Annotated in this window: 20 protein-coding genes; 12 read left to right on the top strand and 8 right to left on the bottom strand. The window is 69.7% G+C overall.

Annotation, left to right across the window (positions count from 1 at the left end):
- From sucD to odhB, 3 genes are all read left to right on the top strand, one after another.
- Positions 1 to 885 (top strand): succinate--CoA ligase subunit alpha, encoded by an 885-nt coding sequence (gene sucD, locus GGR24_RS08965; protein WP_183394990.1) that lies wholly within the window; start codon positions 1 to 3, stop codon positions 883 to 885.
- 210 nt (positions 886 to 1,095) lie between these two features.
- Positions 1,096 to 4,050, top strand: coding sequence for a 2-oxoglutarate dehydrogenase E1 component (locus tag GGR24_RS08970; protein WP_183394991.1), 2,955 nt, complete (start codon positions 1,096 to 1,098; stop codon positions 4,048 to 4,050).
- A 122-nt stretch (positions 4,051 to 4,172) separates the two neighbouring features.
- Positions 4,173 to 5,459, top strand: a complete 1,287-nt coding sequence (gene odhB / locus GGR24_RS08975; RefSeq protein ID WP_183394992.1) for a 2-oxoglutarate dehydrogenase complex dihydrolipoyllysine-residue succinyltransferase — start codon at positions 4,173 to 4,175, stop codon at positions 5,457 to 5,459.
- Between the two features lie 42 nt (positions 5,460 to 5,501).
- On the opposite strand, the gene GGR24_RS08980 is transcribed toward odhB, so the two are convergent.
- Entirely contained in the window at positions 5,502 to 5,786 is a 285-nt protein-coding gene (locus GGR24_RS08980) for an SWIB/MDM2 domain-containing protein (protein ID WP_183394993.1), read from the bottom strand.
- Between the two features lie 144 nt (positions 5,787 to 5,930).
- Here GGR24_RS08980 and GGR24_RS08985 point away from each other — a divergent pair, with 144 nt between their 5' ends.
- Together GGR24_RS08985 and lpdA are read left to right on the top strand one after the other, a co-directional pair.
- The gene (locus GGR24_RS08985; protein WP_183394994.1) at positions 5,931 to 6,356 is read left to right on the top strand and encodes a VOC family protein; all 426 of its coding nucleotides are present in this window, start codon (positions 5,931 to 5,933) and stop codon (positions 6,354 to 6,356) included.
- Positions 6,357 to 6,386: 30 nt separating this feature from the next.
- The gene (gene lpdA / locus GGR24_RS08990; protein ID WP_183394995.1) at positions 6,387 to 7,787 is read left to right on the top strand and encodes a dihydrolipoyl dehydrogenase; all 1,401 of its coding nucleotides are present in this window, start codon (positions 6,387 to 6,389) and stop codon (positions 7,785 to 7,787) included.
- A gap of 12 nt (positions 7,788 to 7,799) precedes the next feature.
- Here the strand turns inward: lpdA and GGR24_RS08995 are convergent, their stop codons facing one another.
- The 5 genes from GGR24_RS08995 to fsa all read right to left on the bottom strand — a co-directional run bounded on the left by GGR24_RS08995 (position 7,800) and on the right by fsa (position 11,831).
- Complete coding sequence (locus GGR24_RS08995; protein ID WP_183394996.1) at positions 7,800 to 8,315, bottom strand: DUF2059 domain-containing protein; 516 nt, start codon at positions 8,313 to 8,315, stop codon at positions 7,800 to 7,802.
- A gap of 71 nt (positions 8,316 to 8,386) precedes the next feature.
- Positions 8,387 to 9,388, bottom strand: coding sequence for a DMT family transporter (locus GGR24_RS09000; RefSeq protein ID WP_183394997.1), 1,002 nt, complete (start codon positions 9,386 to 9,388; stop codon positions 8,387 to 8,389).
- 179 nt (positions 9,389 to 9,567) lie between these two features.
- Complete coding sequence (locus GGR24_RS09005; protein ID WP_183394998.1) at positions 9,568 to 10,533, bottom strand: tyrosine recombinase XerC; 966 nt, start codon at positions 10,531 to 10,533, stop codon at positions 9,568 to 9,570.
- A 107-nt stretch (positions 10,534 to 10,640) separates the two neighbouring features.
- Positions 10,641 to 11,024 carry a DUF1236 domain-containing protein gene (locus GGR24_RS09010; protein ID WP_183394999.1) on the bottom strand — a complete coding sequence of 128 codons (384 nt, stop codon included), beginning with the start codon at positions 11,022 to 11,024 and terminating at the stop codon, positions 10,641 to 10,643.
- Between the two features lie 150 nt (positions 11,025 to 11,174).
- Positions 11,175 to 11,831 (bottom strand): fructose-6-phosphate aldolase, encoded by a 657-nt coding sequence (fsa, locus tag GGR24_RS09015; protein ID WP_183395000.1) that lies wholly within the window; start codon positions 11,829 to 11,831, stop codon positions 11,175 to 11,177.
- A gap of 193 nt (positions 11,832 to 12,024) precedes the next feature.
- Here fsa and GGR24_RS09020 point away from each other — a divergent pair, with 193 nt between their 5' ends.
- The 6 genes from GGR24_RS09020 to GGR24_RS09045 all read left to right on the top strand — a co-directional run bounded on the left by GGR24_RS09020 (position 12,025) and on the right by GGR24_RS09045 (position 19,393).
- Positions 12,025 to 14,199, top strand: a complete 2,175-nt coding sequence (locus tag GGR24_RS09020) for a primosomal protein N' (RefSeq protein WP_183395001.1) — start codon at positions 12,025 to 12,027, stop codon at positions 14,197 to 14,199.
- Positions 14,200 to 14,449: 250 nt separating this feature from the next.
- The gene (locus tag GGR24_RS09025) at positions 14,450 to 15,010 is read left to right on the top strand and encodes a F0F1 ATP synthase subunit delta (RefSeq protein WP_183395002.1); all 561 of its coding nucleotides are present in this window, start codon (positions 14,450 to 14,452) and stop codon (positions 15,008 to 15,010) included.
- Positions 15,010 to 16,542, top strand: a complete 1,533-nt coding sequence (gene atpA, locus GGR24_RS09030) for a F0F1 ATP synthase subunit alpha (protein ID WP_183395003.1) — start codon at positions 15,010 to 15,012, stop codon at positions 16,540 to 16,542. Before GGR24_RS09025 ends, atpA begins: the two co-directional genes overlap by 1 nt.
- 34 nt (positions 16,543 to 16,576) lie before the next feature.
- Positions 16,577 to 17,458 carry a F0F1 ATP synthase subunit gamma gene (locus GGR24_RS09035; protein ID WP_183395004.1) on the top strand — a complete coding sequence of 294 codons (882 nt, stop codon included), beginning with the start codon at positions 16,577 to 16,579 and terminating at the stop codon, positions 17,456 to 17,458.
- 25 nt (positions 17,459 to 17,483) lie between these two features.
- Positions 17,484 to 18,899 (top strand): F0F1 ATP synthase subunit beta, encoded by a 1,416-nt coding sequence (atpD, locus tag GGR24_RS09040; RefSeq protein ID WP_183395005.1) that lies wholly within the window; start codon positions 17,484 to 17,486, stop codon positions 18,897 to 18,899.
- Between the two features lie 92 nt (positions 18,900 to 18,991).
- Positions 18,992 to 19,393 (top strand): F0F1 ATP synthase subunit epsilon, encoded by a 402-nt coding sequence (locus GGR24_RS09045; RefSeq protein ID WP_183395006.1) that lies wholly within the window; start codon positions 18,992 to 18,994, stop codon positions 19,391 to 19,393.
- Positions 19,394 to 19,416: 23 nt separating this feature from the next.
- Here the strand turns inward: GGR24_RS09045 and GGR24_RS09050 are convergent, their stop codons facing one another.
- The gene (locus GGR24_RS09050; protein ID WP_210286093.1) at positions 19,417 to 20,883 is read right to left on the bottom strand and encodes a pyridoxal phosphate-dependent decarboxylase family protein; all 1,467 of its coding nucleotides are present in this window, start codon (positions 20,881 to 20,883) and stop codon (positions 19,417 to 19,419) included.
- Positions 20,884 to 20,903: 20 nt separating this feature from the next.
- A complete protein-coding gene (locus GGR24_RS09055; protein WP_183395007.1) occupies positions 20,904 to 22,241 on the bottom strand; it encodes a hemolysin family protein in 1,338 nt (445 codons plus the stop codon).
- Between the two features lie 239 nt (positions 22,242 to 22,480).
- Between GGR24_RS09055 and hisE the strand changes: the two genes are divergently transcribed.
- Entirely contained in the window at positions 22,481 to 22,861 is a 381-nt protein-coding gene (gene hisE / locus GGR24_RS09060; RefSeq protein ID WP_183395008.1) for a phosphoribosyl-ATP diphosphatase, read from the top strand.
- Positions 22,862 to 22,868: the final 7 nt, after the last annotated feature.

Raw genomic sequence — 22,868 nt, forward strand, 5'->3', positions numbered from 1 at the left:
ATGTCGATCCTGATCGACGCCAACACCAAGGTCATCTGCCAGGGCTTCACCGGCAAGAACGGCACCTTCCACTCCGAGGCGGCGATCGCCTACGGGACCCGCATGGTCGGCGGCGTGGCCCCCGGCAAGGGCGGCAAGACGCATCTCGGCCTGCCGGTGTTCGACACCGTCAAGGAGGCCCGCGAGGCGACCGGGGCGGACGCCTCGGTGGTCTACGTGCCGCCGGCCGGAGCCGCCGACGCCATCTGCGAGGCGATCGCGGCCGAGATCCCGCTCGTGGTGTGCATCACCGAGGGCGTGCCGGTGCTCGACATGGTGCGGGTCAAGCGCGCCCTGGAAGGCTCCAAGACGCGGCTGATCGGCCCGAACTGCCCGGGCGTGGTGACGGCCGGCGAGTGCAAGATCGGCATCATGCCGGGCAACATCTTCTCGCGCGGCACCGTCGGCGTGGTCTCGCGCTCCGGCACGCTGACCTATGAGGCGGTGTTCCAGACCACCCGCGAGGGCCTCGGCCAGACCACCGCGGTCGGCATCGGCGGCGACCCGGTCAAGGGCACCGAGTTCATCGACATGCTGGAGCTGTTCCTCGCCGACGAGCGCACCGAGTCGATCGTGATGATCGGCGAGATCGGCGGCTCGGCCGAGGAGGACGCGGCGCAGTTCCTTAAGGACGAGGCGAAGCGCGGCCGCAAGAAGCCGACGGTCGGCTTCATCGCCGGCCGCACGGCGCCTCCCGGCAGGCGCATGGGCCATGCGGGCGCGATCATCTCCGGCGGCAAGGGCGGCGCCGAGGACAAGATCGCCGCGATGGAAGCGGCCGGCGTGCGGGTGTCGCCCTCGCCGGCGCGACTGGGCAAGACGCTGGTCGAGCTGCTCAAGGGCTAATCGACCGGGGCGCTGCGGCCTCCACCTGAGGCCGCAGCGCTTCGCCTTCACGCGTCTTGCACGAAAACTGAAACATGAATTAGGAGAAATTGAACGCGGTTTCCGCTCCGCCACGCGGATATCGCATTTGCGGCGTTCAAATCGGTCGGCGCCGGACTATATTGCGGTGCGAAAAGCTCTTCGGCTCATTCGAACTCGAGGCTTTCCCGAATGTCACGCCAGGCGGCGAACGAGGCTCTTGCCCGCACCTCATTCCTCTGGGGCGGGAATGCCGCCTATGTGGAGGACCTTCAGGCCCGCTACCTGAAGGACCCGTCCTCGGTCGAGCCGGACTGGCGGGCCTTCTTCAAGGACCTCGGCGACGCGCCGGAGGCGGTCGAGAAGACCGCAGAGGGTCCCTCCTGGGAAAAGCCGAACTGGCCGACGCCGGTGAACGGCGAGCTGGTCTCCGCCCTCGACGGCAACTGGGGCGCGATCGAGGTCTCGCTCGGCGACAAGCTCAGGGCCAAGGGCGAGGCCAAGGGCGCGCCGCTCACCGAAGAGCAGATCAAGGCCGCGACGCGCGACTCCACGCGCGCGCTGATGATGATCCGCGCCTATCGCATCCGCGGCCATCTCGCCGCCGACCTCGATCCGCTCAAGCTCGAGCCGCGGCCCGAGCGCGAGGAGCTCGACCCGGCCTCATACGGCTTCGGCGAGAAGGACCTCGACCGCAAGATCTTCATCGACCACGTGCTCGGCCTCGAATTCGCGACCGTGCGCGAGATGCTGGCGATCCTGAAGCGCACCTATTGCTCGACGCTCGGCGTCGAGTTCATGCACATCTCGGAGCCCGGCGAGAAAGCCTGGATCCAGGAGCGCATCGAGGGGCCGGACAAGGCCATCGCGTTCACGCCCGAGGGCAAGAAGGCGATCCTGAACAAGCTGGTCGAGGCCGAAGGCTTCGAGAAGTTCCTCGACGTCAAATACACCGGCACCAAGCGGTTCGGCCTCGACGGCGGCGAGTCGATCGTCCCGGCGCTCGAGCAGATCATCAAGCGCGGCGGCGCGCTCGGCGTGCGCGAGATCGTGGTCGGCATGGCGCATCGCGGCCGGCTGAACATCCTCTCCCAGGTGCTGGGCAAGCCGCACCGGGCGATCTTCCACGAGTTCAAGGGCGGCTCCTGGACACCGGACGAGGTCGAAGGCTCGGGCGACGTCAAATATCATCTGGGCGCGTCGTCGGACCGCGAGTTCGACGGCAACCAGGTGCACCTGTCGCTGACCGCCAACCCGTCGCATCTCGAGATCGTCGATCCGGTGGTGCTCGGAAAGGTTCGCGCCAAGCAGGACCAGCGCACCGACGTCGACCGCGTGCAGGTGCTGCCGTTGCTGATCCATGGCGATGCGGCCTTCGCGGGCCAGGGCGTGGTGGCGGAGTGCTTCGGCCTGTCCGGCCTGCGCGGCCACAAGACCGGCGGCTCGATCCACTTCATCATCAACAACCAGATCGGCTTCACGACGAGCCCGCGCAACGCGCGCTCCTCGCCCTATCCGTCCGACGTCGCCAAGATGATCGAGGCGCCGATCTTCCACGTGAACGGCGACGACCCGGAGGCCGTGACCTTCGCGGCCAAGATCGCGACCGAGTTCCGGCAGAAGTTCCACAAGCCGGTCGTGATCGACATGTTCTGCTACCGGCGCTTCGGCCACAATGAGGGCGACGAGCCGGCCTTCACCCAGCCGCGCATGTACCGGAAGATCCGCAACCATCCGACGGCGCTCGAGACCTATGCGGAGCGGCTCGAAAGCCAGGGCGTGATCGCGCCGGGCGAGGTCGACGAGATGCGCGCCGCCTTCCGGGCGCGGCTCGAGGAGGAATACGAGGCCGGCCAGGCCTACAAGCCCAACAAGGCCGACTGGCTCGACGGTCGCTGGGCCGGCATCAAGGCCGCCAAGGACCCCGACGATCCGCGCCGCGGCAAGACCGGCGTCGAGGTCGCGCGCCTGAGGGAGATCGGGCGCAAGCTCTCCGAAGCCCCCGAGGGCTTCCACGTGCATCGCACGATCCAGCGCCTGCTCGACAACCGGCGCAAGATGACCGAGGAGGGCGAGGGCGTCGACTGGGCGATGGCGGAGGCGCTCGCCTTCGGGTCGCTGCTGACCGAGGGCGTGCCGGTCCGGCTGTCAGGCCAGGACGTCGAGCGCGGCACCTTCAGCCAGCGCCATTCGGTGCTCACCGACCAGGAGACCGAGGAGCGCTTCACGCCGCTCAGCAACCTGTCGAGGGATCAGGCCCGCTTCGAGGTCATCAACTCGATGCTCTCCGAGGAGGCCGTGCTCGGCTTCGAATATGGCTACACGCTGGCCGAGCCGAACGCGCTCACGCTGTGGGAAGCGCAGTTCGGCGACTTCGCCAACGGCGCCCAGGTCATCGTCGACCAGTTCCTGTCCTCGGGCGAGCGCAAATGGCTGCGCATGTCCGGCCTCGTGATGCTGCTGCCGCACGGCTATGAGGGGCAGGGACCCGAGCACTCCTCCGCCCGCCTCGAGCGCTACCTGCAGATGTGCGCCGAGGACAACATGCAGGTCGCGAACTGCACCACGCCGGCGAACTACTTCCACATCCTGCGCCGGCAGATGGTTCGCGAGTTCCGCAAGCCGCTGATCCTGATGACGCCGAAGTCCCTGCTCCGTCACAAGCGGGCGACGTCGCCGCTGTCGATGATGGAGCAGGGGGCCTCGTTCCACCGCCTGCTCTGGGACGACGCCCAGCTGAGCCCCGGCTCCACGATCGCGCTCAGGCCGGACGAGGAGATCCGGCGCGTCGTGCTGTGCTCCGGCAAGGTCTATTACGACCTCGTCGAGGAGCGCGAGAAGCGCGGCGTCGACGACGTCTACCTGCTGCGCGTGGAGCAGCTCTACCCGTTCCCGCTCAAGGCGGCGGTGAGCGAGCTCTCGCGGTTCAGGCAGGCCGATATCGTCTGGTGCCAGGAAGAGCCGCGCAACATGGGCGCCTGGTTCTTCGTCGAGCCCTATCTCGAATGGGTGCTGAACCAGATCGGGGCGGAGCATCGCCGGCCGCGCTACGTCGGTCGTCCGGCGTCGGCCGCGACCGCGACGGGCCTGATGTCGAAGCATCTCGCGCAGCTTCAGGCCTTCCTCAACGACGCGCTCGGGGAATAGCGATCGGACTCGGCGATCGGGCGATCGTCATCGCCTATATGATCCGCTAGAGAGGGTCTGCGCGTCAGAATGGTCCCGATCGGGGGCCGACACGAACCGGGAGGCTCCTTCGGAGCAAGCATATGAGCACTGAGATCCGCGTCCCGACGCTCGGCGAGTCCGTTACTGAGGCCACCATCGGCCGGTGGTTCAAGAAGCCCGGCGAGGCGGTTGCGGCGGACGAGCCGGTCGTCGAGCTGGAGACCGACAAGGTCACGCTCGAAGTGCCGGCGCCGGCGGCCGGCGTCCTCGGCGCGATCGAGGCCAAGGACGGCGAGACGGTCGGCGTCGGCGCGCTGCTCGGCTCGATCGAGGAGGGCGAGGGCGCCGCCCCGGCTGCGCCAAAACCCGCCAAAGCCGCCGAGCCCGCCAAGGCCAGGGAGGACAAGGCCGCCGCGCCGCTGAAGGACGACGCGAACGAGACCCGGCCGAAGGCGAATGGCGGCTCCGCGCCCGCGGCCGCCGATCCCGCGCCGTCGGTGCGTCGCCTCGCGGAGGAGACCGGCGTGGACCCTTCGGGCGTCGAGGGCACCGGCAAGGACGGCCGCGTCACCAAGGGCGACATGCTGGCCGCGGCCGAACGCGGCGGCGGAGAGGCTTCGCCCCCGCGCGAGCAGCCGGCGCCGGCTGCGCCGACGCAGGTGCGCGCGCCCGCGGCGCCGGACGACGCGGCGCGCGAAGAGCGCGTGAAGATGACCAAGCTGCGCCAGACCATCGCGCGCAGGCTCAAGGACGCCCAGAACGCCGCCGCCATGCTGACGACCTTCAACGAGGTCGACATGAGCGAGGTCATGGCGCTGCGCTCGAAGTACAAGGACGTGTTCGAGAAGAAGCACGGCGTGAAGCTCGGCTTCATGGGCTTCTTCGTGAAGGCCGTCATCCAGGCCCTCAAGGACATCCCGTCGGTCAACGCCGAAATCGATGGCGGCGACGTGGTCTACAAGAACTACTACCACATCGGCATCGCGGTCGGGACCGACAAGGGCCTCGTGGTGCCGGTGGTGCGCGACGCCGACCAGCTTGGCCTCGCGGGCGTCGAGAAGGCGATCGCCGACCTGGGGCGGCGGGCGCGCGACGGCAAGCTCGGCATCGACGAGATGCAGGGCGGCACCTTCACGATCACCAATGGCGGCATCTACGGGTCGCTGATGTCGACCCCGATCCTGAACGCGCCGCAGTCGGGCATCCTGGGGATGCACAAGATCCAGGAGCGGCCGGTCGCGATCGGCGGCAAGATCGAGATCCGCCCGATGATGTATCTGGCGCTGAGCTATGACCACCGCATGGTCGACGGCAAGGAGGCCGTGACCTTCCTGGTCCGGGTCAAGGAAAGCCTGGAGGATCCGTCGCGGCTCGTCATGGACCTGTGACGAGCCGGCGGCGCGCCGCGAGGCGCGCCGCGTCGCCGAAGGTCAGCTCACATTGGCGGAGATGATCTTGTTCAGCTCGAACATCGTGGCCTTCTTCTTGCCGAACAGCTTCTCGAGCGTGGCGTCGGCGAGGATCTCGCGGCCGTCGTCCGGGTTCTGGAGCTTGTGCTTCTTGATGTAGTCCCACATCTTGCTGACGATTTCGCTGCGCGGCAGCGGGCCTTCGCCGACGATCGCGCCGAGCTCCGACGATGGCTTGACCTTGGCGTGAATGCCGTCGGTCCGGTTCGACTTCTTCGCATTGTCAGGCTTCTTGGTAGTCGCCATAGGTGCCCTCCTTGTTCCTGCGCATCGAGCACGGTCCCACGGACCGCATTCCAGTCCTTCAACCGCGCGGACTTCAAGACGTTCCGAGCGTGGCCGCGCCGCGGCCCTCAGGGCGCGGCGAAGGTCAGTCAGGGGCGTGTTCCGATGGCTGACCAAGATCGGCATCCGAAGGTAGAGCCGCACCTTTGCGTCGCGGGAGGCGCGGAGGCGCTCAGCTTCTACCGGAAGGCGTTCGGCGCCAAGGTCGTGATGACCGTGCCGGCGCAGGACGGCGTCCGGCTGCTGCACGCGACGGTCGAGCTGTTCGGCGGGCAGGTGCTGGTGCATGACGAGTTTCCCGAGGCCGCCGGGCCCGGAGCGGTCCGCGCGCCCACCTCGACCGGGGGCGCGAGCGTCGCCATCAACGTCAACCTCGCGACCGCGGAGGACGTCGACGTCGCGATCGCCCGCGCGGCCGGCGCCGGCGCGGTTGTCGTCATGCCCCCGGAAAACACCTTCTGGAACGCCCGCTACGGCCGCGTGCAGGACCCGTTTGGCCATGTCTGGGCCTTCAACGCTCCGCTCGGCTGACCCTCCATAGCTCGAACCCGAAAGAGACCCATGGCTTACGATCTCGTCGTCATCGGCAGCGGTCCCGGCGGCTATGTGTGCGCGATCCGCGCCGCCCAGCTCGGACTCAAGGTCGCCGTGGTCGAGAAGCGCGCCACCCATGGCGGCACCTGCCTCAATGTCGGCTGCATCCCGTCCAAGGCGCTGTTGCACGCCTCGGAGCTGTTCGAGGAGGCCGGCCATAAATTCGGGAAGATGGGCATCGGCGTCGGCCAGCCGACTCTCGACCTCGCCCAGATGATGGCGTTCAAGGACGAGGGCGTCGCCGGCAACGTCAAGGGCGTAGACTTCCTGTTCAAGAAGAACAAGATCGAGACCTTTCACGGGACTGGCAGGGTCCTCGGCGCCGGCAAGGTCGAGGTCGCGGCCGATGACGGCGCGACGCAGACGCTCGAGACCAAGGCGATCGTGATCGCCACCGGCTCCGACGTCGCCCGCCTCAAGGGGCTCGAGATCGACGAGACGACGATCGTCTCCTCGACCGGCGCGCTGTCCCTGCCCGAGGTCCCGAAGAAGCTCGTGGTGGTCGGCGGCGGCGTGATCGGGCTGGAGCTCGGCTCCGTCTGGCGGCGGCTCGGCTCGGAGGTCGTGGTGGTCGAGTTCCTCGACCGCATCCTGCCCGGGATGGACGTCGACCTCGGCCGGCAGTTCCAGCGCCTGCTGGAGAAGCAGGGCATGACGTTCCGGCTCGGCTCGAAGGTCACCGGCGCGACCAGGCAGGGCGAACGTCTTTCGGTGACGGTCGAGCCCGCCAAGGGCGGCGACGCCGAGACCCTGGAGGCGGACGTCGTTCTGGTGGCGATCGGCCGCGTTCCCTACACGGAAGGCCTCGGCCTCGATGAGGCGGGCGTCGAGCTGGACGAGCGCGGGCGGGTGAAGACCGACGGCCGCTTCAGGACCAGCGTCGACGGCGTCTACGCCATAGGAGACGTCATCGCCGGGCCGATGCTGGCTCACAAGGCGGAGGACGAGGGCGTCGCGGTCGCGGAGATCCTGGCCGGCAAGGCCGGGCACGTGAACTACGGCGTGATCCCGAACGTGGTCTACACCTACCCGGAGGTCGCCTCGGTCGGCAAAACCGAGGAGGAGCTGAAGGCGGACGGCGTCGACTACCGCGCCGGCAAGTTCCCGTTCACGGCCAACGGCCGCGCCAAGGCGAACGGCACGACCGAGGGCTTCGTGAAGATCCTGGCCGACGCCAGGACGGACCGCGTGCTCGGCGTGCACATCATCGGTCCCGACGCCGGCACGCTGATCGCGGAAGCCGCGCTCGGCATGGAGTTCAGCGCCTCCTCCGAGGACATCGCCCGCACCTGCCACGCGCATCCGACGCTGTCGGAGGCCGTCAAGGAGGCGGCGCTCGCCGTCGAGGGTCGCGCCATCCACATGTGAGCGGCGCGCGGCTCAGATCGGCAGATCGACGCCCCGCGCCTTCAGCCGCGACCGGAACGCCCGGTCGATCTCGGCGGTCACCGCCGGCATGCGGTCGGCCGAGAGCCGGACGCTGTCGGCGATGACGTTCGGCATGACCCGCAACGCCTTCTGGCCCGTCGGCGAGCGGTAGAAGGCGAGCATGTCGCGCAGCTCGTCGACGGTGAAGTAGGTGGTGTAGATCGCGGGCGCGGCGGCCAGCAGATCCTTGGTGTGCTGCACCACGATGGTCTGGAACTCGGCCTTGAGCGAGGCCATCGTGGCCGGCGAGGCGCCGGGCATCGACTCCTGGAGCTGCGGCTCGAAGGCCGGCCAGGAGCGCGCGACGAACTGCGCCACCATGCCGTCCTTCGAGATCTCGTTGACGAGCTCCACGGCGACGTGGAGCGCCTGGTCACGCGACGGGCGCTCCTGCGAAACGCTGGGGCCCGCGAGCAGCCCCAGCGCGGCCGCGAGCGTCAGCGCGGCGGCGCGGTTCATCAGCGACATGATTCGTCTCCCCGATCGTGTCGCCTCCAATCAAGCAAGCGCCGCGCCGGCCTGGCCAGTGCGGAAAAACCCTAGCGGGTCGCCTTTCGCTGCTCGCTCAGCGTGAACCAGCCGACGCCGGCCAGCACCAGGGCGGTGCCGATCACGTCCACGGAACTCACCCTTTCGCCCAGGAAAGCGGCGGCGAAGATCAGCGTGGCGACGGGGCTGACCGTGCCGATCGCGGCGTTGGCCTGCGCCGAGATGCGGTGCAGGGCGGCGCTGAGCAGGAAGCTCGGCAGGATCGTGCCGATCACCGCGATCAGTGCCGCGATCAGCCAGATCTTGCCCGAGAGAGTCGGGATGACGCCGACGTCCCGCACCAGCGCGAACTGCAGCAGCGCGGCGAGCGCGGCCGCAGTCATCGCGATGCAGGTGAAGAGTTTCGGGCCGATCCGGCCGATATAGCCCTTCGCCAGCAGCTGGTAGAGCGCGAAGGCGACGGCCGAGGCGAGCACCAGCAGCGAGCCCGTCCGCGCGGAGGCGAGGCCCGCCACCTGCATGTCCTTGGTGAACACCAGCGCCAGCCCCGCATAGCTCAGCCCGAAGGCCGCAAGCGCCTTCAGGCGGAACGGCTGGTGGAAGAAGGCCGCGCCGAGCAGAACCGTGAACAGCGGATAGGTGAACAGGATCAACCGTTCGAAGGGGGCCGAGATGTAGGCGAGCCCCAGGAAGTCGACATAGGAGGCGAACCAGTAGCCCAGCAGGCCGATCGCGAACGCCGCCGCGAAGGTCTTTCGATCGAGCGCCGCCGGGCGGCCGGTCCTGGCAACTGCGGCGAGGCCGATCGCGACATAGACCGGGACCGCCAGCCCCATGCGGAGCGCGAGCAGCGTCTCCGGATCAACGCCCTCCGCATAGGCGAACTTGATCAGAATGCCCTTGCTCGAGAAGAAGATCGCGCCCGCCGCCGCGAGAGCATAGCCGATCCAGGGCGGGCCGGCGCGCTCGGGTCGGGCCTCGACGATGACCTCGGGATCGGCGTCGGTGGTGGTGGGCGCGTCGCCGGACCCGGGGCGAGCCGCGTCGCGCATCTCCGCGCGCCCCGGGGTGCTGGACGCGCTCAGGCGGTCCCCCGTCCGCGGAAGGCGCGGACAAGGCGGGTCGCCATGAGGGGGAAGGCGCGCGGGCTCGGCATCATCGGCCGCTTATCACGCACGCCGCGCCCGGACCAGACGCCCGCGCGCAGGCCGGCCGCGCGTCCGCGCGTCGCTCAGCCGGCCCGCGCGCGGGGGTGATAGGCGGCGTGAATCGCCATCAGCCGGGCGCCGTCGACCTCGGTGTAGAGCTGGGTGGTCGAGAGGCTCGCGTGGCCGAGAAGCTCCTGGATGGTTCTGAGGTCGCCGCCGCGCGAGAGCAGGTGCGTCGCGAAGGAGTGGCGCAGCGCGTGCGGGGTGGCGCTGTCGGGAAGGCCGAGCGCGCCGCGCATGCGGGCGACCGCCGCCTGCACGATGCGCGGGCTCAACGGGCCGCCCTTGGCGCCCACGAACAGGGGCCCTTCCGGCGGAAGCGGCCAGGGGCAGCGCGCGAGATAGTCCGCGACCGCGGCCTGCACGGCGGCGATCACCGGGAGCTGACGACGCTTGCCGCCCTTGCCCAGCACCTCGATGCGGCCGACGCCGGGAACCGGCGCCTCGCCACGGGTCAGCGAAAGCGCCTCCGAGATGCGCAGGCCGCAGCCATAGAGCAGCGACAGCACCGCGGCGTCGCGCGCCAGCACCCAGTCGTCGCGCTCCTCGCCGGCGCGCGTCTCCACGTCGAGCAGCGCTCTGGCCGCCGGCGCGGCGATCGGCTTGGGCAGGCTGCGGGGGATCTTGGGGGAGCGAACGGCGGCGAGCGCGGAGATCTGGGCCCGGTCGGTCCGCGTCAGGCGCCGCGCAAAGGAGCGGGCGGCCGCGAGGCCCCGCATCAGGGACCGGCTGGAGAGCCCTTCGGCCCGCCGCGCCGCCAGGAAGGCGCGGACGTCGCGGGGCGCGAGCGCCGCCAGATCAGCGAGCGTCGCGGGTCCGCCGAGATGGCCCTGGAGAAACTGAAGGAAGATCCGCACGTCGCGCGCGTAGGCGTCGACCGTGTGGCGCGACAGACGGCGCTCGGCCGAAAGGCCCAGCAGCCAGTCGGCGTAAGCCTCCCGCACGTCTTCGGCTGCGGGAAACAGGAGAGGTTCGGGCTGTTCCGGCATATCCCGAGGCTAGCGCTGCGCCGTTAACCGGAGGTGACGTGGCGCAAGGCCCGGAAAAGCAAAGAGCCCCGCCTCAGGCGGGGCTCTGAATCACGTCGAAGGACTGATCACTCGACGACTTCGACGACCTTGCGCTTCGAACTGACGATGTAGCGACGGTCATTGACGACCGTGTAGCTGTAGTCGCTGTCCGGCACCTGGTAGACTTCGACGTCCGCGGGAAGCGTGCTGCCGACCTCGACCTCGCCGCGATAGCGGACGGAGGGACGCGTATCGCGCACGACGTACTCACGAACCTCGCGCGGGGGAGCGACGGCGGTGCCGATCGCCGCGCCGGCGACGCCGCCGACCACAGCGCCGACGGGCCCGCCGACCACCGCGCCCGTCACTGCGCCGCCCGCAGCGCCGGATACGGTGCCCTCCTGGGCGACGGCGGCGACCGGGGCCGCGGCCCCGAGGGCGACGGCAAGTGCAATGGCGCTGATGCGCATGGGGTGTTCTCTCTCGCTATTAAAACTGCGAGAAGAACGCGCGGCCCGCGAACCGGTTCCTTATTAAGTTGCGAAGAGTTGCTTCGCGTCGTCAGCAAACCAGCGCGAGGGTACTCTAGTATAGCTCCGTCGCCGACGGATGTGCTCCGATCACTCGATGCGCTGACCGGTCTTCGCCCAATCCGCCCGGAACAGGTCCAGGCCCTTGTCGGTCAGTGGGTGTTTGACCAGCGACTTGAGCGTCGAGGGCGGGATTGTGGCGACGTCGGCGCCCGCCTTGGCGGCGTCCTTCACATGGTTCACCGAACGGATCGAGGCCGCGAGGATCTCGGTCGAGAAGTCCGGATAGTTGTCGAAGATCGTGCGGATGTCCTGGATCAGCTCCATGCCGTCCACGCCGGCGTCGTCGAGCCGGCCCACGAAGGGAGACACGAAGGTCGCGCCGGCCTTGGCGGCGAGCAACGCCTGCGGCGCGCTGAAGCACAGCGTCACGTTCACCATCGTGCCTTCGTCCACGAAGGTGCGGCAGGCCTTCAGCCCATCCAGCGTGAGCGGCACCTTGACCGCGACGTTCTCGGCGATCTTCGCCAGGATGCGGCCCTCGCGCATGATCTCGTCGTACTCGGTGGCGCCGACCTCCGCCGAGACCGGGCCGTCGACGATGTCGCAGATCTCGGCGATGACTTCCTTCATCGGCCGGTTGGCCTTCAGGATCAGCGACGGATTGGTGGTGACGCCGTCGATCAGACCGGCCGCGGCGAGTTCGCGGATTTCGCTGACGTCCGCTGTGTCGACGAAGAATTTCATCGCTGGAGCTTCCTTAAAAAATGGGGTGCGGCCACGCGGCCTCTCTGGTTTCAAGTGGCCCGCCGGACCGCCGCGCGCAAGCCAAAAGGGGCGACCCTCCACGCATGACGTCACAGGGCGGCCCCTTCTTGACGGCCGCCGGCTCCAGCGTCGAAGACGCGTGATCCGGCCGCCGCCCGAGCGACTCCCTCTCATGACCCAGAGCGCCATCGTCGAAGTCCTGCTGCCGGTCGCGCTCGACCGGACGCTGACCTATGCGGTCCCGGACGGGCTCGAGGTCGCGCCCGGCGACGTGGTGGTCGCGCCGCTCGGCGCGCGCGCGACCATGGGCGTGGTCTGGGACGGCGAGGGCGCGGCGGTCGAGAGCGCGCGGCTCAAGCCGCTCGCGGGCCGGATCGCGGCGGCGCCGCTGCCGCCCAGCATGCGCCGCCTCGTCGACTGGGTCGCCAACTACACGCTCGCCCCGCGCGGGCAGGTGCTGCGCATGGCTCTCCGCGGCCTCTCCGAGGAGGCCGCCGCCCCCGCCCTCCGGATGGGGCTGCGGGCGACCGGCGCCCTGCCCTCGCGCCGCACGCCGGCCCGGGATCGCGTGCTGGCGGTGGCGGCGGATGGCGCGGCGCGGTCGAAGAAGGAGCTGTCGGAGGCGGCCGGCGTCTCGAGCTCGGTGCTGGACGGGCTGGTGGCGGAAGGCGCGCTTGCGCCCGCCGAGCTCCCGCCGCCCCCGCCGCCGCCGCGCCCCGACCCCTCCCTCCCGGGACCGGAGCTCAGCCGCGAGCAGGGCGCGGCGGCGGCGCGCCTGGTCGAGATGACCGCGGCGCGGAGCTTCGCGGTCGCGCTGCTCGACGGCGTGACCGGATCGGGCAAGACAGAGGTCTATTGCGAGGCGGTCGCCGAAGCGCTGCGGGAAGGCCGGCAGGCCCTCGTCATGGCGCCCGAGATCGCGCTCACGGTGCCGTTTCTCGACCGGTTCGCGCGACGCTTCGGCGCCCGTCCGGCCGTGTGGCACGCGAGCGTGGGGGAGAAGGGCCGCGCGGCGGTCCGGCGCGGGGTCGCCGACGGCTCCATCCAGGCGGTGGTGGCGGCGCGCTCGGGGCTGTTCCTGCCGTTCCGCGACCTCGGCCTGATCGTGGTGGATGAGGAGCACGACGCCGCCTACAAGCAGGAGGACGGCGTCGCCTACAACGCCCGCGACATGGCGGTGGTGCGCGGCCGCCTCGAAGGCGCGGCGGTGGTGCTGGCCTCCGCGACTCCTTCGCTCGAGAGCCGGGTCAACGCCGAGCGCGGCCGTTACGAGAGACTGGCCCTGCCGGCGCGCTACGGCGGGAGCGTCATGCCCGAGATCAGGGCGATCGACATGCGCCGCGCCGGGCCGCCGCGCGGCGAGTGGCTGGCCCCGGCGCTGGTCGCGGCGGTGGCGAAGAACCTCGCCGCCGGCGAGCAGTCGCTGCTGTTCCTGAACCGGCGGGGCTATGCGCCGCTGACGCTCTGCCGCCGCTGCGGCCACAGGATGAAGTGTCCGAACTGCTCGGCCTGGCTGGTCGAGCACAGGTTCCGCGCGAGCCTCGTCTGCCACCAGTGCGCCTATTCGGCGTCCTCGCCGACCGCCTGTCCGGCCTGCGCGGCCGAGAACGCGCTCGTCGCCTGCGGCCCCGGCGTGGAGCGCATCCGCGACGAGGCCGTGGCGCGCTTCCCCGAAGCCCGGGTCACCGTGCTGTCGAGCGACCTGATCGGCGCCGGCGAGCGGCTGAGCGCGGAGCTCGACGCCATCGAGCGGGGCGCGGTCGACATCGTGGTCGGCACCCAGATGGTCACCAAGGGCCATCATTTCCCGAAGCTCACCCTGGTGGGCGCGATCGACGCGGACTTCGCGCTCGGCGCCGCCGACCCGCGCGCTGCGGAGCGCACCTTCCAGATGCTGCAGCAGGTGACGGGCCGGGCGGGCCGCGCGGAGCTGCCGGGCCGCGCGCTGATCCAGACGCACGATCCCGACCATCCGGTGATCCGCGCGCTGGTGGCGGGCGACCGCGAGGGCTTCTATCGCCATGAGGCGGAGGCGCGCGCCGCCGCCGGCATGCCGCCCTTCGGCAGGCTCGCCGCGATCGTGGTGTCGGCGCCCGCCCGGGAGGCCGCCGAGGCGCACGGCCGGGCGCTCGCCCGGGCCGCGCCGAAGGCCGAGCATGTGCGGGTGCTCGGGCCCGCCGAGGCCCCGCTCGCCATGCTGCGCGGCCGCCACCGGATGCGGCTGCTGGTGCATGCGGGGCGCGAGGTCGACGTCCCCGGCTATCTCCGCGCGTGGCTTGCGGCCGCGCCCGCGGCGCGCGGCGGGGTCCGGGTTGCGGTCGACGTCGATCCGCAAAGCTTCTTGTGATCGTCGCCGGGAGGTCGTCCGGCCCCCTTGAAGCTGGCTAAACTATTGAGCGCAGTGCGCTTTTGGTCGCGCCGCCACAAGTGCGCCACGATGTTGCGCGGCGTCCGGCGGCGTGTTAGTGACCGGCCGTCTTCGGGATCCCGCCCGAGGTTTGGGTCCTGCGAGGGTCCCAGCATCCACCAGTTTCCGGGAGGTTCGGAGCGCCCGCTCCGGTTTCAGCCCTTGGCTCCAACCAGCGAGAGACGCTCGGGTGGCAGGTAAAGACACCATCGTGTCCGGAATGGCGGGGCGCTACGCGTCCGCCTTGTTTGATCTCGCGAAAGAGCAGGGCGCGATCGACGCCGTATCGGCCGATCTCGACGTTCTGGCGCGGCTGCTCGACGAGAGCGAGGATCTGCGGCGCCTGACGCGCAGCCCCGTGTTCTCGGCCGAGGAGCAGGAGAAGGCGATCGCCGCGGTGCTGGCCAAGGCCGGCATCGGCGCGTCGACGGCCAACTTCGTGCGCCTCGTCGCCCGCAACCGTCGCCTGTTCGCGATCGAGCCGATGATCCGCGGGTTCCGCGCGCTCGTCGCGGCCGACAAGGGGACGATGACCGCCGAGGTCACCGTCGCCGAGCCGCTGACCGACGGCCGCCGCTCGGCGCTGGCCGCGGCGCTGAAGGACATCACGGGCAAGACGGTCGAGTTCGACGTCAAGGTCGATCCCAAAATTCTCGGCGGCCTCGTCGTGCGGCTCGGAAGCCGCATGGTCGACGCCTCGCTGAAGACCAAGCTCAACTCAATCAAGCTAGCGATGAAAGAGGTCGGCTGATGGACATCCGCGCCGCCGAAATCACCTCGATCCTCAAGGATCAGATCAAGAATTTCGGCCAGGAAGCTGAGGTTTCCGAGGTCGGCCAGGTGCTGTCCATCGGCGACGGCATCGCTCGCGTCTACGGCCTGGACAACGTCCAGTACGGCGAGATGGTCGAGTTCAAGGACGGCGTACGGGGCATGGCCCTGAACCTCGAGACCGACAATGTCGGCGTCGTGGTGTTCGGCGCCGACCGCGGCATCAACGAGGGCGACACGGTCAAGCGCACCGGCGCGATCGTGGACGTGCCGGTCGGCAAGGGTCTGCTCGGCCGCGTCGTCGACGCGCTCGGCAACCCGATCGACGGCAAGGGTCCGATCGAGGCGACCGAGCGTCGCCGCGTCGACGTGAAGGCCCCCGGCATCATCCCGCGCAAGTCGGTCCACGAGCCGATGCAGACCGGCATCAAGTCGATCGACGCGCTGATCCCGGTCGGCCGCGGCCAGCGCGAGCTGATCATCGGCGACCGCCAGACCGGCAAGACCGCCGTGGCGCTCGACACGATCCTGAACCAGAAGTCGATCAACGCCTCGGACGACGAGAGCCAGAAGCTCTACTGCGTCTACGTCGCGGTCGGTCAGAAGCGCTCCACCGTCGCGCAGTTCGTGAAGGTGCTCGAGGAGCAGGGCGCGCTCGAATATTCGATCATCATCGCCGCGACCGCCTCGGACCCGGCGCCGATGCAGTTCCTCGCCCCCTTCGCGGGCTGCGCGATGGGCGAGTACTTCCGCGACAACGGCATGCACGCGCTGATCGTCTATGACGATCTCTCCAAGCAGGCCGTGGCTTACCGTCAGATGTCGCTGCTCCTGCGCCGTCCGCCGGGCCGCGAAGCCTATCCGGGCGACGTCTTCTATCTGCACTCGCGCCTGCTCGAGCGCGCCGCCAAGCTCAACGACGAGAACGGCGCCGGTTCGCTGACCGCTCTGCCGGTCATCGAGACGCAGGCCAACGACGTGTCGGCCTACATCCCGACCAACGTGATCTCGATCACCGACGGCCAGATCTTCCTCGAGTCCGACCTGTTCTACCAGGGCGTGCGCCCGGCGGTGAACGTCGGCATCTCGGTGTCGCGCGTCGGCTCGGCCGCCCAGATCAAGGCGATGAAGCAGGTCGCCGGCAAGATCAAAGGCGAGCTCGCGCAGTACCGCGAAATGGCGGCCTTCGCGCAGTTCGGCTCGGACCTCGACGCTTCGACCCAGCGCCTGCTGAACCGCGGCGCGCGTCTCACCGAGCTCCTCAAGCAGCCGCAGTTCTCGCCGCTGCGCGTTGAGGAGCAGGTCGTGGTGATCTACGCCGGCACCAACGGCTACCTCGACAAGCTGCCGCTCGATAAGGTCCGCGCCTACGAGGCCCAGCTGCTCGAGCGGATGAACTCGAGCGAGAAGGGTCTGCTCGACACGATCCGCGCCGACAAGCAGCTCAAGGACGAGACGATCGAGCGCCTGAAGCGCGTCCTCGACGACTTCTCCAAGGCGTTCTCGGCCTGAGCGCCGGCTTGAAAAGCGGAGTTTCGGGCGCCCCATGGCGAGCCTAAAGGACCTCAGGAACCGCATCGCCTCCGTCAAGGCGACGCAGAAGATCACCAAGGCCATGCAGATGGTCGCGGCGGCCAAGCTCCGCCGCGCCGAGCTGGCCGCGGCGGCCGCGCGCCCCTACGCCGAGCGCATGGAGCGGGTTCTCGCGAACCTCGCCTCCAGCATGCGCGACGCTCCCGGCGCGCCCCAGCTGCTGGCCGGCACCGGCGAGGACCGGCGGCATCTTCTGGTCGTCATGACGGCGGACCGCGGGCTTGCGGGCGGCTTCAACGCATCGATCGCGCGCCTTGCGCGCGACGAGGCGCGGCGGCTGATCGCCGAAGGCAAGGAAGTCCGCTTCCTGTGCGTCGGTCGCAAGGGGGCCGACATCCTGCGCCGGCAGTTCCCGGGCAAGATCGACGACGTCATCTCGCTGCGCGAGGTGAAGACCCTCGGCTATTCGACCGCCAACGAGATCGGCGAGCGGATCATCAGGGAGTACCAGGACGGCGGGTTCGACGTCGCCACCCTGTTCTTCTCGAAGTTCCGGTCGGTGGTGAGCCAGATCCCGACCGCGCAGCAGGTCATCCCCGCCCAGATCCCCGAGGCGACCGGCGAGGACCAGCTCAACGGCGCGATCTACGAGTACGAGCCGTCCGAGGAGGAGATCCTCGAGGTTCTGCTGCCGAAGAACGTGTCGATCCAGATCTTCAAGGGCCTTCTTGAGAACGCCGCCTCCGAGCAGGGCGCGCGCATGTCCGCGATGGACAACGCGACCCGCAACGCCGGCGAGATGATCAAGAAGCTCTCGCTTCAGTACAACCGCACACGCCAGGCGCAGATCACCAAGGAGCTGATCGAGATCATCTCCGGCGCCGAGGCGCTCTGACGATCATCCGACGAGGACCATTCCAATGACCGCACATGTCGGCCGCATCACCCAGGTCATCGGCCCCGTCGTCGACGTGCAGTTCGACGGGCACCTGCCCGAAATCCTGAACGCGCTCGAGACCCGGAACAACGACGTCCGCCTCGTCCTCGAGGTCGCCCAGCAGATCGGCGAGTCGACGGTCCGCACGATCGCGATGGACTCGACCGAGGGCCTGACCCGCGGCCAGGACGTCACCGACACCGGCGAGCCGATCGCGGTTCCGGTCGGCGCCGGCACGCTCGGCCGCATCATGAACGTCGTCGGCGAGCCGATCGACGAAGGCGGCCCGATCGCGAACGAGGGCATGCGGCCGATCCACCAGCCGGCGCCGTCCTACGCGGATCAGGCGACGGAGACCGAGATCCTGGTCACCGGCATCAAGGTCGTCGACCTGCTCGCGCCCTACGCCAAGGGCGGCAAGGTCGGCCTGTTCGGCGGCGCGGGCGTCGGCAAGACGGTGCTCATCCAGGAGCTGATCAACAACGTCGCGAAGGCGCACGGCGGCTACTCCGTGTTCGCCGGCGTCGGCGAGCGCACCCGCGAGGGCAACGACCTCTATCACGAGTTCATCGAGTCCGGCGTGAACAAGCAGGGCGGCGGCGAGGGCTCCAAGTGCGCCCTGGTCTACGGCCAGATGAACGAGCCGCCCGGCGCCCGCGCCCGCGTCGCGCTCTCCGGCCTGACGGTCGCCGAGCACTTCCGCGACCAGGGCCAGGACGTGCTGTTCTTCGTCGACAACATCTTCCGCTTCACGCAGGCGGGCTCGGAAGTGTCGGCGCTTCTCGGCCGCATCCCCTCGGCCGTGGGCTATCAGCCGACGCTCGCGACCGACATGGGCGCGCTGCAGGAGCGCATCACCACGACCACCAAGGGTTCGATCACCTCGGTGCAGGCGATCTACGTGCCGGCCGACGACCTGACCGACCCGGCGCCGGCCGCGTCCTTCGCGCATCTCGACGCGACGACCGTTCTGAACCGCTCGATCGCCGAGAAGGGCATCTACCCGGCGGTGGACCCGCTCGACTCGACCTCGCGCATTCTGTCGGCCGCGATCATCGGCGACGAGCACTACAGCACCGCCCGCCGCGTGCAGGAGACGCTGCAGCGCTACAAGTCGCTGCAGGACATCATCGCGATCCTGGGCATGGACGAGCTGTCCGAAGAGGACAAGCTGGTCGTCAGCCGCGCCCGCAAGATCGAGCGCTTCCTGAGCCAGCCGTTCCACGTCGCCGAGGTGTTCACGGGTTCGCCGGGCGTGTTCGTCGAACTCGCCGACACGATCAAGGGCTTCAAGGAGCTGGTCGAGGGCAAGCACGACAACCTGCCGGAGGCCGCCTTCTACATGGTCGGCACCATCGAGCAGGCGATCGAGAAGGCCAAGAAGCTCGCCGAGGGCTGAGGCCCACGGACTGACGCGACGCCGAACGCTCCCTTTCCGGCCCGCCGGGAAGGGAGAGTTCCCGCGGACCGCCGGCCACTGAAGGACTGACGATGGACACCTTCCCTTTCGAGCTGGTCTCCCCTGAGAAGCTGCTCATCTCCGAAGACGTCGAGCATGTCGTGGTCCCCGGCATGGAAGGCGAGTTCGGCGTTCTGGCGCACCACGCGCCCCTGATGTCGACGCTCAAGCCGGGCGTCGTGAAGGTCTACAAGACCGACGGCGGTGAGCCGCGCCGGCTGTTCGTGCGCGGCGGCTTCGCCGACGTGAACCCGCGCGGCCTGACCATCCTGGCCGACGAGGCCATTCCGATGGAGGAGCTCGACGCCGCCAAGCTCGACCTCGCCATCCGGGACGCCGAAGAGGACGTGGCGGACGCGGTCGACGACGCCCGCAGGGTCCGGGCGCAGGCGCAGCTCGATCAACTCCGGGAGCTGCGCGGCTCGCTGTTCTGAGCCGCGCGCGCCTCTCCTAGCGTCTAGCGGGCCAGCTCCCTCTGACTGGCCCGCGCTTCGGCGGCGAGCCGCCGGACCGTCTCCCGCATATCCTGCTCGGTCGCATCCGGGTGGAGCGCGCAGATCCGCAGCGCCGCCCGACCCTCGACGCGCGTTGCGCCCACGAAGGCGAAGCCGCTGCGCTCGAGACGCCGGCCCGCCTCCAGGGTCAGGGCGTCCGCCTGCTCCGCGGAGCAGGCGACATCATCCATCCGGAACGTCACGATCGCCATCGAAGCCGGGGTCACGAGCCGCCAGCCGGGCGTGCGCCTGATCTCGTCCTCCGCCCATTCGGCGAGCCGGAAGCCATGCTCGACGGCCGCGCCGGCGGCCTCGCTCCCCATCGTCTGCAGCGTCAGCCACAGCTTGAGCGCGCGCGCGGGCCGACTGGTCTCCAGCCCGAGATCCCAGAAGTTCGGCGCCGCTCCGGGCAGGTCGCCGTCGCGCAGATAATCGGTCTCGACCCGGAACGCCTGCTCGAGCCGGCGCTGGTCGCGGACGATCAGCGCCCCGCAGCCATAGGTCTGAAACAGCCATTTGTGGGCGTCCCAGGACAGGCTGTCCGCGAACTCGACGCCTTTCAGGAGCGCCCGGCGGGCAGGGCTGAGCAGCGCGGACGCCCCGAAGGCGCCGTCGACGTGGAGCCACAGTCCGCGTCGCGCGCAGACGGCCGCGATCCTGTCGAGCGGATCGACGGCGCCGACATTGGTGGTGCCCGCCGTCGCGACCACGAGAAACGGCCGCCGTCCGGCGGCGAGGTCCGCCTCCACGAGCCGCGCGAGGTCGTCCGCGTCCATCCGGAACGCCTCGTCGAGCGCGACGCGCCGGATCTGCCCGGGGAGGAAACCCGCGACCGCAAGCGCGCGCAGCACCGAGCTGTGGGTCTCGGCCGACACATAGACGGTCCCGTCCATCCGCTTCTCCGGATGGAGCTTCGCGTCCCTGGCGGCGACGACGGCGGTCAGGTTGGCGGCCGAGCCGCCGCCCATGAACAGGCCGCCCGCACTTTCCGGAAACCCTGCCGCATTGGCCATCCAGCGGATCAGGGCGGCCTCGATGGCCGCCGGACCCTCCGCCTGGCGCCAGGCTCCGGCCTGAGGGTTGAACGCCGCCGTCAGCGCGTCTCCGAGCCGCGAGGCCGCGCTCGCGGGAGAGGGGATGAAGGCGAAGAAGCGCGGATGGTCGGAGCGGGCGGCGCGGGGAAGAACCTCCCGCGCCAGTTCGGCCGCCGCCTCCGCGAGCGGCCTGCCCCGTTCGGGAACACGAAGCGCCGGCGGGGCCCCGCGCACGGCCGGCGCGGGCGAGAGCGGCGCGCCGAGCGCCTCGATGGCCCTTGCGAGGGCGTCTATGGCGGCGGCCTGGCGGGCCGCCCCATCGTCGGACGCCGCGGCGCCCGCGGGTTCCGAATCAGGCTCGACGGCGGCCTCTGCTGCGGCGCGCGGCTGGTCCATGGCGTCGTTCGGCCCGAGCGTCAGATGCCGGCGCCGGCGGGCGTCATCCCGGCCTCGGCCGGCGCGCCGCGCGCGCGGAACAGGAGCTTGTCGACGCGGGGACCGTCCATGTCGACGACCTCGACCGTCCAGTCGGACACGTCGATGGTGTCGCCCTCATTGGGGATGCGGCCGAGCTCCGCGATGACGAGCCCCGCCACCGTGTGGAAATCGCTCTGCGCATGGGCCGGGACCGTCACGCCGAAGGTCTCGGCGACGGCGTCGAGCGACGCGCGTCCGTCGACCATGTAGGTGCCGTCGTCGCGGCGGCGGATTTCCTGCGCCTCGCCGATCTCGTGCTCTTCGGGCAGCGCGCCGGCGATCGCGCCGAGCACGTCATGCGAGGTCACGATGCCCTCGAAGCCGCCGAATTCGTCGACCACGAAGGCGGTGGACGAGGGCTGCGACTTGAAAAGCTCGAGCAGGCTCAGCGCCGAGGCCCCCTCGGGGACGTAGAGCGGGTCGCGGACGTAGGAGGCGACGTCGAACTTCTTGCCCTGGATCAGGGCCGCCAGAACGTCCTTCTTGTGCAGGATGCCGACCGGGTCGTCGGCCGACCCGTCCTTGCCGACGACGATGCGCGAGAACGGGCTTTCGGCGAGCTCGGTCTGGACCGTCGCCAGATCATCGCTGATGTCGACCCAGAACACCTCGCGCCGCGGCGTCATGATGGAGCGAACCGGCCGATCCGCCAGACCCAGCACGCCCTCGATCATCCGCCGCTCGACCGGCTCGATCGAACCGGCGGCGACGCCCTCGGCGATGACGCTGCGGACCTCCTCTTCCGTGACGTTGCTGCCGTCCTGCTCCTTCACGCGGAGGAGCTTCAGGATCAGGCTGGAGCTCACGCCGAGCACGACCACGACCGGGCGGCCGATCAGGGCCAGCAAGGTCAGCGGGCCGGCGACGAAGGCGGCGATCGGCTCGGGGTTCGAGAGCGCGATGCGCTTCGGCACGAGCTCGCCGAGGATCAGCGACAGCCCGCCGATGGCGATGACCACGACCGCGCTCGCGACCGGCCGCGCATAGGCGTCGAGCGGAGTGTAGGCCGCGAGCAGCGTCGCGAGCGGGTCCGAGAAGGCCGCCTCGCCGACGACGCCGCTCAGGATCGCGATGAGCGTGATGCCGATCTGCACGGAGGACAGGAAGCTGCTCGGGTCTTCGGCGAGCCTGAGCGCGCGCTCGGCGCCGCGGTCGCCGGCGTCCGCGAGCATCTTCAGCCGTGGCTTCCGAGCCGAGACCACCGCGAGCTCCGACAACGCGAAGAAGCCGTTCAAGAGCACCAGGCCCAAGAGAACGGCTGTGTTGAGGAGCGGCATGTAAGGTCCAGAGATGGCGCAGGCGCGCAGCCTGCAGGTGAGCGCACTATAAGCGCTTTGGGACGGCGCGTCATGCGGGGGGGCGCAGCCGAAACGATCGGGCCTGCGCCTTTGATCGACTGGTGGCGGGCCGGGAAAGAGGCGCTTATCTGATGTCGAAGGGAGCGCCCACCGTTATGTTAACGATTCGTGAACTGGTGGTTCGTCTCCTCAAGAGGTTCGCCGGAGAGTCGCGCCCGATGCCTGATTCGATCGATCGCCTGTTCACCGCCGTCTGCGAAGCCAGCGAGGCGGACCCCGCGTCCTCCCGCACGGCCAAGCTGCGGCAGGAGGGCGTGCCGAAGATGGCCAAGAAGGTGGCCGAGGAGGCCGCCGAGGTCGCGATCGAAGCCGTCAGCGGCCAGCGCGAGGCGCTGATCCGGGAAAGCGCCGACCTGATCTACAATCTGGTCGTGCTGTGGTCGGCGGCCGGCGTCACGCCGCAGGACGTCTATGACGAGATGGACCGCCGCGAGCGGCTCTACGGCATCGCCCAGAAGCTCCCGAAGTCCGAGCTGAAGGTCCGCGCGGCGGCCGGAGCCGCCGGCGCGCCCGCCGCCAAAGTCCGCGAGGACCTCTGACGGCGCC

Origin of the sequence: Hansschlegelia beijingensis, from assembly GCF_014196425.1 — a bacterium.
GTDB lineage: Bacteria > Pseudomonadota > Alphaproteobacteria > Rhizobiales > Methylopilaceae > Methylopila > Methylopila beijingensis.

Excerpts from the sequence above, each read along its gene's own strand:
- sucD (WP_183394990.1), top strand. The coding sequence starts at position 1 with ATGTCGATCCTGATCGACGCCAACACCAAGGTCATCTGCCAGGGCTTC.
- GGR24_RS08970 (WP_183394991.1), top strand. The coding sequence starts at position 1,096 with ATGTCACGCCAGGCGGCGAACGAGGCTCTTGCCCGCACCTCATTCCTC.
- odhB (WP_183394992.1), top strand. The coding sequence starts at position 4,173 with ATGAGCACTGAGATCCGCGTCCCGACGCTCGGCGAGTCCGTTACTGAG.
- GGR24_RS08980 (WP_183394993.1), bottom strand. The coding sequence starts at position 5,786 with ATGGCGACTACCAAGAAGCCTGACAATGCGAAGAAGTCGAACCGGACC.
- GGR24_RS08985 (WP_183394994.1), top strand. The coding sequence starts at position 5,931 with ATGGCTGACCAAGATCGGCATCCGAAGGTAGAGCCGCACCTTTGCGTC.
- lpdA (WP_183394995.1), top strand. The coding sequence starts at position 6,387 with ATGGCTTACGATCTCGTCGTCATCGGCAGCGGTCCCGGCGGCTATGTG.
- GGR24_RS08995 (WP_183394996.1), bottom strand. The coding sequence starts at position 8,315 with ATGTCGCTGATGAACCGCGCCGCCGCGCTGACGCTCGCGGCCGCGCTG.
- GGR24_RS09000 (WP_183394997.1), bottom strand. The coding sequence starts at position 9,388 with ATGCGCGACGCGGCTCGCCCCGGGTCCGGCGACGCGCCCACCACCACC.
- GGR24_RS09005 (WP_183394998.1), bottom strand. The coding sequence starts at position 10,533 with ATGCCGGAACAGCCCGAACCTCTCCTGTTTCCCGCAGCCGAAGACGTG.
- GGR24_RS09010 (WP_183394999.1), bottom strand. The coding sequence starts at position 11,024 with ATGCGCATCAGCGCCATTGCACTTGCCGTCGCCCTCGGGGCCGCGGCC.
- fsa (WP_183395000.1), bottom strand. The coding sequence starts at position 11,831 with ATGAAATTCTTCGTCGACACAGCGGACGTCAGCGAAATCCGCGAACTC.
- GGR24_RS09020 (WP_183395001.1), top strand. The coding sequence starts at position 12,025 with ATGACCCAGAGCGCCATCGTCGAAGTCCTGCTGCCGGTCGCGCTCGAC.
- atpA (WP_183395003.1), top strand. The coding sequence starts at position 15,010 with ATGGACATCCGCGCCGCCGAAATCACCTCGATCCTCAAGGATCAGATC.
- GGR24_RS09035 (WP_183395004.1), top strand. The coding sequence starts at position 16,577 with ATGGCGAGCCTAAAGGACCTCAGGAACCGCATCGCCTCCGTCAAGGCG.
- atpD (WP_183395005.1), top strand. The coding sequence starts at position 17,484 with ATGACCGCACATGTCGGCCGCATCACCCAGGTCATCGGCCCCGTCGTC.
- GGR24_RS09045 (WP_183395006.1), top strand. The coding sequence starts at position 18,992 with ATGGACACCTTCCCTTTCGAGCTGGTCTCCCCTGAGAAGCTGCTCATC.
- GGR24_RS09050 (WP_210286093.1), bottom strand. The coding sequence starts at position 20,883 with ATGGACCAGCCGCGCGCCGCAGCAGAGGCCGCCGTCGAGCCTGATTCG.
- GGR24_RS09055 (WP_183395007.1), bottom strand. The coding sequence starts at position 22,241 with ATGCCGCTCCTCAACACAGCCGTTCTCTTGGGCCTGGTGCTCTTGAAC.
- hisE (WP_183395008.1), top strand. The coding sequence starts at position 22,481 with ATGCCTGATTCGATCGATCGCCTGTTCACCGCCGTCTGCGAAGCCAGC.